At 59.3% G+C, this 11,626-nt stretch carries 9 protein-coding genes; all 9 read left to right on the top strand.

Annotation, left to right across the window (positions count from 1 at the left end; translation table 11 throughout):
* On the top strand, window positions 1–84 hold an 84-nt coding region (locus AQ996_RS09860), incomplete at its 5' end, for an arginine deiminase family protein (protein WP_148315932.1).
* Between the two features lie 258 nt (window positions 85–342).
* Complete coding sequence (locus tag AQ996_RS09085; protein WP_055252567.1) at window positions 343–1,467, top strand: aminotransferase; 1,125 nt, start codon at window positions 343–345, stop codon at window positions 1,465–1,467.
* Between the two features lie 579 nt (window positions 1,468–2,046).
* Entirely contained in the window at window positions 2,047–3,288 is a 1,242-nt protein-coding gene (gene arcA / locus AQ996_RS09080; protein WP_055252566.1) for an arginine deiminase, read from the top strand.
* Between the two features lie 106 nt (window positions 3,289–3,394).
* Complete coding sequence (argF, locus tag AQ996_RS09075) at window positions 3,395–4,390, top strand: ornithine carbamoyltransferase (protein WP_006234279.1); 996 nt, start codon at window positions 3,395–3,397, stop codon at window positions 4,388–4,390.
* Between the two features lie 137 nt (window positions 4,391–4,527).
* Window positions 4,528–6,015, top strand: coding sequence for a YfcC family protein (locus AQ996_RS09070; protein ID WP_392397613.1), 1,488 nt, complete (start codon window positions 4,528–4,530; stop codon window positions 6,013–6,015).
* A 605-nt stretch (window positions 6,016–6,620) separates the two neighbouring features.
* Window positions 6,621–8,102, top strand: a complete 1,482-nt coding sequence (locus AQ996_RS09065; protein ID WP_006234276.1) for a DUF1846 domain-containing protein — start codon at window positions 6,621–6,623, stop codon at window positions 8,100–8,102.
* Window positions 8,103–8,358: 256 nt separating this feature from the next.
* Entirely contained in the window at window positions 8,359–8,697 is a 339-nt protein-coding gene (locus tag AQ996_RS09060; protein WP_040358312.1) for a helix-turn-helix domain-containing protein, read from the top strand.
* A gap of 178 nt (window positions 8,698–8,875) precedes the next feature.
* A complete protein-coding gene (gene pyrG / locus AQ996_RS09055) occupies window positions 8,876–10,537 on the top strand; it encodes a CTP synthase (RefSeq protein ID WP_055252564.1) in 1,662 nt (553 codons plus the stop codon).
* 2 nt (window positions 10,538–10,539) lie between these two features.
* Window positions 10,540–11,481, top strand: coding sequence for a site-specific tyrosine recombinase XerD (gene xerD, locus AQ996_RS09050; RefSeq protein ID WP_172674638.1), 942 nt, complete (start codon window positions 10,540–10,542; stop codon window positions 11,479–11,481).
* Window positions 11,482–11,626 lie beyond the last annotated feature (145 nt).

Here is an 11,626-nt window from a genome sequence, read left to right as displayed (position 1 = left end):
CTCGTCGTGCCCTCCGCCGAGCTCTCCCGCGGCCGCGGCGGCCCGCGCTGCATGAGCATGCCCTTCTGGCGCGAGGACCTCTAAGGTTTTCATAGACCGTACGGGTCTTAATACAAACATCTAGCTGCCATTAGATGTCTCCCAATGGGGCGGTGCGGGTTTTTCGCACCGCCCCATTCTTGTCTAATAAGTTAAATTAGTATCAGATAAGGTGTCCATTATGTCTAGAGGCGGTCACGTTGATACCCCAACGGTGTCGGCTTCTTTGTCTTTTGGGCATCATCTCGATTCCCATGACCTTTGCCGGCATCATCCCCGTGTTCTAGCGATTGGAGCTTAGTCATGGATATCAAGACAATTGGCGTTGAGGAATGGCTCAACGTTTGGGAGAAGAGCGCTACGTGGGACATTGCCCAGTCGACGATTTCGTCGCTGACCATGGGCGAGCTTCGCGCGCTCGACGAGCAGGACGGCGCTACGTTCTACGAGCGTCTGGATCGCGAGAAGATGAACTACGGCTGGATCGAGGGTTCGCCGGAGTTTAAGGCCGAGGTCGCCAAGCTGTATCGTTGCGAGGTCAATCCCGATCACATTCTGCAGACCAATGGCTGCACGGGCGCCAACCTCAACGCCATCATTGCCGTTGTCGGGCCCAGCGATCACGTGATTGCCGAGTGGCCTACCTATGCGCCGCTCTATGAGATCCCGCGTACGCTTGGTGCCGAGGTCGAGTATTGGGAGCTTCGCGAGGAGCTCGGATGGAAACCCGATATCGAACAGCTCAAGCGCCTCGTTCGCCCCAATACCAAGCTTATCTGCATCAATAACGCATCGAACCCCATCGGTACGGTGCTCGATGCAGACATGCTCGGGCAGATTGCCGAGATTGCCCGCTCGGTGGGCGCCTACGTGCTGTGCGACGAGGTGTATCTGCCGCTCGAGAACACCGAGTCCTTTATGTCGATGGCAGACGTGTACGAGAGGGCCATTGTCACCAACTCGGTGTCCAAGACCTATTCGACGCCTGCAGCCCGCGTGGGCTGGGTCGTTGCGGATGAAGAGGTGTCCAACCGCATCCGCACCTACCGCGACTACACCATGATCTGCGGTGGCGTGTTTAACGATGCTTTGGCGACCTACGTGCTCGAGCACAAGGACAAGATTCTCGAGCGCAACCGCAAGATCGTGTTTGGTAACCGAGATATCGCACAGGCTTGGATCGATACGCAGCAGCGTGTCTCTTGGACGGCCCCGCAGGGCGTGTCAACCTCGTTTATCCAGCTGGATATTCCCGAGGATGACGAGGAGTTCTGCAAGCGCCTGCTGGCCGATAGGGGAGTGCTGTTGGTCCCCGGTAGCCGTTTTGAGCTTCCCTGCGGAGCGCGCCTGGGCTACTGCGCGAGCGAAGATGTTCTTCGCGAGGGCCTGAGGCTTCTGGGCGAGGCACTGGCCGAGCTCGATCGCTAGTCCCTTGAGGTTCTCGAAGGCCTAAACCTTGCTGGACCCTAGGTGTACCGAATGCAGACCCGCTCCCTTTTGGGGAACGGGTCTGTTTGTCTTTGCTGCCGAAAAAGTCAAGTTGTTACAAATGGAGACGCAAGATCGATCGGGTATTCGATGGGCCTTATACTGAGCTTCCGGTGAACGGTATCCAACGTCTGGTAAACGGTAATCTGTTTGTCAAAAATGAATAGGACGCACTTTTTTCTGAATAAAAATCAAAATGGTTGAGACACAGCGAGAATTGCGAATTATATTCATATCGTTGCGTGAAATATGCAATTTGGGGGTGGTTTAACAAAGGTTAGTTTCAATTGATCCTGCGGTTAAAAAGCGTTTAAGCACGTAAATCCACTTTATTTAATCAAAGTATGCCATGCGTGAAGTATATGTGTATGCCGTTCACCCCTCATATAAAACCGTTCGGGGGCGAGGTGGAAGTATGGATTGATTTTGGATATAAATATGTCGTCAGCAATAACGCCTCACACGGAGGGGCGCTAACGAATCGGCCCTGACAGGGGCCCGAAAGAAAGGTAGGAGGCCATGACGAAAGGTCTGCACGTGCCTTCCGAGATCGGCAAGCTCAGGAAGGTCTGCCTGCACCGTCCCGGCGACGAGCTCCTCAACCTGCCGCCCGACGAGCTCGAGCGACTCCTGTTCGACGACGTCCCGTTCCTGGAGGTCGCACAGCAGGAGCACGACACCTTCGCCCAGATCCTGAGGGACCAGGGCGTCGAGGTGCTCTACCTCGAGAACCTCGTCGCCGAGGTGTTCGACCAGGTCCCCGGCGCCCGCGCCGAGTTCACCGACCAGTACATCGCCGAGGCCGGCATCCGCGGCCAGCACATGCCGCAGATCGTCCGCGAGAAGCTGGACTCCATCGAGGACAACCTCGAGTTCGTCAAGAAGACCATGGCCGGCATGACCAAGGCCGAGATCGACATGCCCCTCACGGCGTCCACGACCCTCGACTCCCTGGTCAATTCCGAGTCCGAGTCCGACCTGATCATCGACCCGATGCCCAACCTCTACTTCACCCGCGACCCGTTCGCGGTCGTCGGCGAGGGCGTCAACCTCAACCGCATGTACTCCGTCACCCGCAACCGCGAGACCCTGTACGGCAAGTACATCTTCAAGTACCACCCCGACTACAAGGACGTCTCCCTGTACTTCCGCCGCGACTGCCAGTTCCACACCGAGGGCGGCGACGTGCTGAACATCAACGAGAAGACCCTCGCCGTCGGCATCTCCCAGCGCACCCAGGCCGCCGCTATCGACATCATGGCCCAGAACATCTTCTGGAACTCCGACTCCAAGGTCGAGCGCATCCTTGCCTTCGACATCCCGGTCTCGCGCGCCTTCATGCACCTCGACACGGTCTTCACCCAGATCGACGTCGATAAGTTCACGATCCACCCCGCCATCATGGGCACCCTGCGCGTCTACGAGCTGACCGCCGGCAAGAACCCGGGCGACGTGAACATCCGCCTGATCGAGGACACCCTCGAGCACGTCCTGGAGGACGCCACCGGCGTCGACCAGGTCAAGCTGATCCCCTGCGGCGGCGGCGACCCGATCGCGGCCTCCCGCGAGCAGTGGAACGACGGCTCCAACACCCTGTGCGTCGAGCCCGGCAAGATCTGCGTCTACGCCCGCAACACCGTCACCAATGACGTGCTGTACAAGGAGGGCCTGGACCTTCTCGTCGTGCCCTCCGCCGAGCTCTCCCGCGGCCGCGGCGGCCCGCGCTGCATGAGCATGCCCTTCTGGCGCGAGGACCTCTAAGTCTTTCCGTTTCCGGTGCGGTCCCCCTACAACCGCACCGGTTTCACCCGTCAAACGGGCAACACTAATTACTTACGTAATTCATTTCTTCGAAAGGAAACGAACCATGGGTGTTAACCTCTCCGGCCGTAGCTTCCTCAAGCTCCTCGACCTCACCACCGAGGAGATCGAGTACCTGCTCAAGCTCTCCAAGAACTTCAAGGACATGAAGCGCGCTGGCGTTCCGCACCGCTATCTCGAGGGCAAGAACATCGTTCTGCTCTTCCAGAAGACCTCCACTCGTACCCGCTGCGCCTTCGAGGTCGGCGGCATGGATCTGGGCATGGGTGTCACCTACCTCGATCCGGGTTCGTCGCAGATGGGCAAGAAGGAGTCCATCGAGGACACCGCCCGCGTTCTCGGCCGCATGTATGACGGCATCGAGTTCCGTGGCTTTGCCCAGGACGATGTCGAGGAGCTCGCTGCTAAGTCCGGCGTGCCCGTGTGGAACGGCCTGACCACTGAGTGGCATCCCACCCAGATGCTCGCCGACATCCTGACCGTCCAGGAGAACTTCAACTACGACATCAAGGGCAAGACCCTCGTCTTCATGGGCGACTGCAAGAACAACGTTGCTCGCTCCCTCATGGTTGTCTGCTCCAAGCTTGGCATGAACTTCGTGGCCTGCGGCCCCGAGGAGTGCATGCCCGCTGACGACGTCATCGAGGCCTGCAAGCCCATCGCCGAGGCCAACGGCTGCACCATCAAGCTGACCACCGACGTCAAGGACGGCGTCACCGGTGCCGACGTTATCTACACCGACGTGTGGGTCTCCATGGGCGAGCCTGACGAGGTCTGGGCCGAGCGCATCGCTCAGCTCACCCCGTATCGTGTCACCTCCGAGGTCATGGCTATGGCCAACCCGGGTGCCATCTTCCTGCACTGCCTGCCCAGCTTCCACGACACCAACACCACGATTGGCGCCGAGAAGTGCGAGCAGTTCGGCATCACCGAGCAGGAGGTCACCGACGAGGTCTTCGAGAGCCCCGCTTCCAAGGTCTTCGACGAGGCCGAGAACCGCATGCACACCATCAAGGCCGTCATGTACGCCACGCTCAAGTAAGTGCATCTAGCATCTCGCTCGGGGTGTATTGTTGAACACCCCGAGCGGCTTTATCTGGTAAAAATCTCGATCGAGCGGCAGGCACGGCACGGAAGAGCCGCTTCGGGCGAGATCAGTAAATGATTTATGAAGGGGGGATGAGAACTATGACTGAGACCGCTAAGAAAAAGCGCGGTATGCCTTCATCGTTCACCATTCTTCTTGCTCTGCTGGCAATTGCTGCAGTGATTACCGTTATCGTCTCCGGCACGTCCGGCGGCGCGGTTACTGCCGCCCGTCTGAGCGATTTCTGCACCGCCCCGATCAAGGGCTTCGCTGACGCTCTGCCCGTCTGCCTCTTCGTTATGATCCTCGGCGGCTTCCTCGGTATGATGACCGAGACCGGCGCCCTGGACAACGGCATCGCCGTCCTGGTGCAGAAGCTTAAGGGTAACGAGATCATGCTCATTCCCGTGCTGATGCTCATCTTCTCCCTCGGTGGTACCACCTATGGTATGTGCGAGGAGACCGTTCCCTTCTACGCCCTGCTTGCCGCTACCATGATGGCCGCTGGCTTCGACCCGATGGTCGGTGCCGCCACCGTCCTGCTCGGCGCTGGCTGCGGCTGCCTGGGCTCCACGGTTAACCCGTTCGCCGTCGGCGCTGCCGTCGACGCTCTGACCGGCGTTGGCATTGAGGTCAACCAGTCCATCATCATCGGCCTCGGTGCCGTCCTGTGGATTGTTACCACTGCCATGTCCATCTTCTTCGTCATGAGCTATGCCAAGAAGGTCAAGGCTGACAAGGGTTCCACCATCCTGTCGATGCAGGAGCTCAAGGACGCCGAAGAGGCTCACGGCAAGGCTGCTTCCGAGGTTCACAATGAGGTCAAGCTCACTGGTCGTCAGAAGGGTGTTCTGATCGCCTTTGCCTTCACCTTCGTCGTCATGATCGTCGGCTTCATTCCGCTGGCCGACCTCAACGAGGGCGTCGCCAACTTCTTCGACGCTGGCGCTGTCTACGACGCCGACGGTAACGCCGTCGTCCAGGGCTGGTCTGCCCTGATCACCGGCCTGCCCATTGGTCAGTGGTACTTCGACGAGGCTTCCACCTGGTTCTTCCTCATGGCCGTCCTGATCGGTATCATCGGTGGCCTGTCCGAGAAGCAGATCGTTAACACCTTCATCACCGGCGCTGCCGACATGATGTCCGTTGTTCTCGTCATCGCCCTCGCCCGTGGTATCTCCGTCCTCATGGCTAACACCGGCCTCGACGTCTACGTCCTCGACGCTGCCGCCAATGCTCTGGCTGGCCTGTCCGGCGTGATCTTCGCTCCCATGAGCTTCCTGGTCTACTTCGGCCTGTCCTTCCTGATCCCCTCGACCTCTGGTATGGCTACCGTCTCCATGCCTATCATGGGACCGCTGGCTGTTAAGCTCGGCTTCTCGCCCGAGGTCATGGTCATGATCTACTCCGCCGCCATCGGCATCGTGAACCTGTTCACCCCGACTTCCGGCGCCATCATGGGCGGTCTTGCCCTGGCCAAGATCGAGTGGACGACCTGGCTCAAGTTTGCTCTTAAGCTCATCGTCGCTCTCTCCGTCGTCTGCGCCATCATCCTGACCATCGCTTGCGTGATGATCTAAGTACCCAACGGGTACCCCACGGAAACCTTGACGATCCTGTAAAGGATCATCTGGTCATCGTCTGTCCGGTGGGGTCAACCCACCGGTAGACTCCTACCTTTAGCCCCCTCCCGTTCCGTGCGCGGGAGGGGGCGCTCTTGTGTTCCGGCGTTTTACCAAACGCCGGAACCACTCGACGCTGCAAGCCCGCCAGAGCGGCAATCTGACGTTCAATCGTCGGGCATGGCCAAAAGGCCTATGCCCTCCTCTTTCACGTCACCTTGCTCGCTCTGGTGGGCTTTCGCTGACTTATGCTCAACCTGCGGCGCTGCCATTGTTGGCGCAGGGGGCGGCTTGCTCGCTCTGGTGTCTGTTCGCTGTCCGTTCTCTGCCCGCGACGTTTCTGCTGTTGGTGCAAAGGGGTCAGGTTACTTTGCGCCAAAAGGGGAAGTTGCGGTGGAATAGTTCCCGTTTGGCCGTCTTGAGGGGTTAAACAGGAGCTATTTCACCGCAACTTATCGATGGCGTGTTTGGTTGGTGCCTGTTGATGGCCTGGGCATCGGGGAGGGCAGGCTCCGTTATAATCGCGTAGGAACTTAATTTACGAAACGGGACGGGAGCCATACATGCGCCAGGGTTTCGACAACGCGAAATATATCGAGCTGCAGGCCGCTCATATTAAGGAGCGCATCTCGCAGTTTGGCGGCAAGCTGTATTTGGAGTTTGGCGGCAAGCTGTTTGACGACTATCACGCGAGCCGCGTGCTGCCGGGTTTTGAGCCGGACAGCAAGTTTCGCATGCTCAAGAGCATAGCCGACGACGTCGAGGTCATCATCGCCATTAACGCGAACCACATCGAGAAGAACAAGGCTCGCGGTGACCTGGGCATTACCTATGACGAGGACGTTTTGCGCCTGGTCGACCTGTTCCGCGGCAACGGCTTTGCCGTCGCGGCTGTGGTCATCACCCAGTACGCCGGCCAGCCCGCTGCCGATGTGTTCCGCAACCGCCTGAACGCGCTCGGTATTCCCGCCAAGCTGCACTATCCCATCGAGGGGTATCCGCACGATGTCGATCTGATCGTGTCCGACGATGGCTATGGCAAGAACGAGTTTGTCGAGACCACCCGACCGCTCGTTGTGGTCACTGCCCCCGGTCCTGGCTCGGGCAAGCTTGCCACCTGCCTGTCTCAGCTCTATCACGAGCACAAGCATGGCACGGCCGCCGGCTATGCCAAGTTCGAGACCTTCCCGGTCTGGAATCTTCCTCTGACGCATCCGGTCAATATTGCCTACGAGGCCGCCACGGCTGACCTCGATGACGCCAATATCATCGACTCCTTCCACCTGGAGGCCTACAACAAGACCACGGTCAACTACAACCGCGACGTCGAGGCCTTCCCGGTAGTCCGTGCCCTGATGGAAAAGATCCTGGGCAAGAGCCCCTACCAGAGCCCTACGGACATGGGCGTCAATATGGTCGGCTTTGCCATCACCGATGACGATGCCTGCCGCGACGCTTCCAAGATGGAGATCGTTCGCCGCTACTTTACCGCGGTCGAAAATGTGCGCCGTACCGGCGTGGGCGATGAGCAAGTCGACCGTCTCAAGATTATTATGAAGAAAGCCGGCATCGATAAGAACTACTCACCGGCGCGCTCGGCGGCCCTCACCAGGGAGCAGCTGACGGGTGGTCCCGTGGGTGCCATGGTCATGCCCGATGGCTCCGTGGTGACCGGTAAGACCTCCACGCGCCTGGGCGCCGCAAGTTCGCTCATTATGAACGCCCTCAAGCATGTCTCGGGCGTCGACCTTGAGCTCGAGGTCATTAGCGATGAGGCGATCGAGCCCATCAGCAAGCTCAAGACGCATTTCCTGGGCAGCAAAAACCCGCGCCTCCACACCGACGAGACGCTTATGGCGCTGTCGATCACCTCGGCCACGAGTGAGACGGCCGCTCGCGTCCTTTCGGGCCTGGAGCAGCTGCGCGGTTGCGATGCCTTCTTTAGCGTGATTATCTCGCCGACGGACGAGACGGTACTGCGCAAACTGGGTATCAACGTGTGCTGCGAGCCCAAGTTTGAGCGCCGCGGTTTCTTCCATCGCTAAGTTTGAAGCACCGCGGTAATTGCATTGCATTTTGGCCGTATCGGGTTAGCGCCCGGTACGGCTTTTTGATCAATAAAGCGTCTATTTCGGCGAAAAATAGCTGTTTACCTGCCTAGAAACAATTTGAGCGGTATACAATAACCGTAACTGTTTCATCCTTAGCGGGATGCCGCATGATGGATATTACCTGCCATCGTGAGGTGTGTCGGTCGCGCACGGCGCGTTAGATGCTCGTGCTCGGTTTGAGGAGGCTGCTATGGCGGGCAAGGGTCGTGCGAGTGTTAACGATATGAAGCGTGTCGAGGTGCTGGTGTTGATGGAGATCGACCAGCAAACCGAAGACAATGGCGGGCCGTATGGTTTCTCGCGCAAAACGCTTGCCGAGCGCGTGGGGGTTTCGCCGTATCGTGCCCGCGCCGCAATCGATCGCTTGGATTCCGAAGGTATGATTGATGTCGTCTCGCGTTATAGCGACGACGGCGGTCAGCTTGCAAATGGCATTTGCCTCACCGAACGTGGTGAGTGGTATCTTGAGGGCGTCCGTACCGGCATGCTCGTTCAAGAAATGCTTGAGGACGAGGTTGCTGATCGATAGCAGCATGTAACCCTTGCCATAGCGACGCCGCCTGGGAAACCGGGCGGCGTTTTGTTTCAAGATGGAGAAATGCTATTGCGCGTAAGAAAAATTGCGTGCGGCGTGCGTCGCGAGTATTACAATGAAGACCCGTAAGATGTGTATGGACAACTTCTACGGGAAGCGCAGGTAACTCAATATGACCAAGCATGTGTTCGTGACCGGCGGCGTGGTTTCGTCTCTGGGCAAGGGTATTACCGCGGCCTCGCTGGGCCGTCTGCTCAAGTCGCGCGGGTACAAGGTAACGATGCAAAAGGCCGACCCGTATCTGAACGTCGACCCCGGCACCATGAGCCCGTTCCAGCATGGCGAGGTCTTTGTGACCGAGGACGGCTACGAGTCCGATCTGGACCTGGGCCACTACGAGCGCTTTATCGACGAGAACCTGACCCGCGATTCCAACTTTACGACTGGTGCCATCTATAAGAGCCTGATCGCCCGCGAGCGTCGCGGTGACTTTTTAGGCGGTACCGTGCAGGTGATTCCTCACGTCACCAATGCCATTAAGGATAAGTTCCGCCGCATCGAGGAGCAGACCGGCTCCGATGTAGTCATCACCGAGCTGGGCGGCACGATTGGCGACATCGAGTCCCAACCGTTTGTCGAGGCCATTCGTCAGTACCGCAAGGAGGCCGGCCCCGAGAACGTCTGCTACATCCACGTGTCGCTCGTTCCCTATATCGCCGCCGCCCACGAGGTCAAGACCAAGCCCACGCAGCATTCCGTCAAGGAGCTCCGCAGCTTTGGCATCCAGCCCGATATTATCGTGTTGCGCTCCGACCACCATATCGATGACGCTATCCGCGGGAAGATCGCAAGCTTCTGCGACGTCGACACCGATTGCGTCTTTACCAACGAGGACTGCGCGAGCATTTACGATGTTCCGCAGCTGCTTGCCGAGCAGGACTTTGACCTGCGCATTTGCGAGCGCCTGGGTCTGGACCCGCGTGAGCGCGACATGAGCGAGTGGAACGAGTTCCTGCGCAAACAGAATCACGCCAACCATCACGCCGACAAGGTGAAGATTGCCGTCGTTGGCAAGTACACGCAGCTGCCCGATGCGTACCTGTCGGTTATCGAGGCCCTGCACCATGCGGGTGTCTTCTACGATCGCCATGTGGACGTCCAGCTGGTCGACGGCGAGAGCCTCGACGAGCAGAATGTCTCCGAAGTTCTGGGCGACGCTTCGGGCATCCTGGTCCCCGGCGGCTTTGGCAAGCGCGCCCTGGAGGGCAAGATCCTCGCGGCCGAGTTTGCCCGCGAGCACAAGATTCCGTATCTGGGCATTTGCCTGGGTATGCAGGTGGCCGTGTGCGAGTTCGCCCGCAACGTCGTCGGCCTTGCCGGCGCCAGCTCCTCCGAGTTCGACCCGGACGGTCCGTTTAGCGTCATCGATCTGATGAGCTCGCAGGAGGATGTGACCGAGAAGGGCGGCACCATGCGTCTGGGCGCCTATCCGTGCAAGCTCGCCGCCGATACCCTCGCTCGCGAGGCATATGGCGAGGATCTCGTCTACGAGCGTCACCGTCACCGCTTTGAGTTTAACAACGCCTTCCGCGACCAGCTCGAGGACGCCGGCTTGGTTATCTCTGGCCTCTCACCCGACGAGCGCCTGGTCGAGATGGTCGAGCTGCCGCGCGACGTGCATCCGTGGTATGTGGCAACCCAGGCTCACCCCGAGTTCAAGAGCCGTCCGACCAACCCGCAGCCGCTGTTCCGAGAGTTCGTGCGTGCCTCGATCGGTCAGCACGAGGGTGTCGATCGCCTACAGGTGACGCCCATGAACCTCGCTACGGACTAAGGGTGCCGGCGAACAAAGAACATACCGAAGCTACTCCCTCGTCGCTCGCCGTGGCGGCGGGGGAGTATCTCGATTACCTCGCGGTCGAGCGGGGTTTGGCGCGCAACACGATTGCGGCCTACCGTCGTGACCTGACGACGTACTGCGCCTATCTGGAGCGGGCGGGCATCATGTCTTTTGATGAGGCGACTCGTCAGGTCGTGGAGGGCTTTGTCGCCGACCGTCGCGATGGGGGCTATTCCGATGCCTCGGTGGAGCGTGCGCTTGCGGCCGTGAAGGGCCTGCATGCCTTTTTGGTGCGCGATGGGATTGTGGCCCAAAATCCAACGGCGGCGTTGCGCCTGCCTAAAAAGGCTGAGCGTTTGCCGGAGTATCTATCGGTGGAGGATGTCTCGGCGCTGCTCGATCAAGACTTCCCCGAGGGCGAGATGGGCTTGCGCGACCATGCCATCTTGGAAGTGCTCTACGGATGCGGCTTGCGTGTGAGCGAGTTGGTGGGGCTCGATGTGGGCGATATCCATATCGACGATGGCTTTGTGCTCGTTCGCGGTAAGGGCTCAAAGGAACGCCTGTCCCCGCTGGTGGGAAGCGCGGCGCGAGCTCTGACGCTCTATTTAACTGAGGGGCGTTCTCGCTTGGCGGCCCATGCCCACGGAACCGAGACCTCGGCGGTCTTTTTAAATAAGAACGGCCGCCGTCTGTCGCGCCAGGGCATCCATGCCATCTGTGAGCGCTACGGGCGCCAGGTGGGGCTGGTGGGACTCCATCCCCATACGCTGCGTCACTCCTTTGCCACCCATATGCTTGCGGGCGGTGCAGACCTCCGTGTGCTACAGGAGATCTTGGGACATGCCGATATATCGACCACGCAGGTCTACACGCATGTCGATCGTACGCAACTGACCGAGGTCTATCTGGCGGCGCACCCGCTGGCACATCGTTAACACATCGCTGGCCTGCATATCTATAGGTATTTGGGGACGGGCCCCAGATTGCCGCGGGGGACTGCGGACAAAAAGTTGGACCGTCAAGGTCCGGTTTGGAGTCCGCATGACATACAGTAGAGCCGTAGTAGAGAGGGCCGGGGAG

Source organism: Collinsella aerofaciens (assembly GCF_001404695.1).
Classification (GTDB): domain Bacteria; phylum Actinomycetota; class Coriobacteriia; order Coriobacteriales; family Coriobacteriaceae; genus Collinsella; species Collinsella aerofaciens_E.
The sequence above is the reverse complement of the archived record's forward strand: the minus strand, read 5'-3'. Positions and strand labels throughout refer to the sequence as shown.

What these genes read in the sequence shown, in the direction of transcription:
- AQ996_RS09085 (WP_055252567.1), top strand. Translation starts at nt 343, where the DNA reads ATGGATATCAAGACAATTGGCGTTGAGGAATGGCTCAACGTTTGGGAG.
- arcA (WP_055252566.1), top strand. Translation starts at nt 2,047, where the DNA reads ATGACGAAAGGTCTGCACGTGCCTTCCGAGATCGGCAAGCTCAGGAAG.
- argF (WP_006234279.1), top strand. Translation starts at nt 3,395, where the DNA reads ATGGGTGTTAACCTCTCCGGCCGTAGCTTCCTCAAGCTCCTCGACCTC.
- AQ996_RS09070 (WP_392397613.1), top strand. Translation starts at nt 4,528, where the DNA reads ATGAGAACTATGACTGAGACCGCTAAGAAAAAGCGCGGTATGCCTTCA.
- AQ996_RS09065 (WP_006234276.1), top strand. Translation starts at nt 6,621, where the DNA reads ATGCGCCAGGGTTTCGACAACGCGAAATATATCGAGCTGCAGGCCGCT.
- AQ996_RS09060 (WP_040358312.1), top strand. Translation starts at nt 8,359, where the DNA reads ATGGCGGGCAAGGGTCGTGCGAGTGTTAACGATATGAAGCGTGTCGAG.
- pyrG (WP_055252564.1), top strand. Translation starts at nt 8,876, where the DNA reads ATGACCAAGCATGTGTTCGTGACCGGCGGCGTGGTTTCGTCTCTGGGC.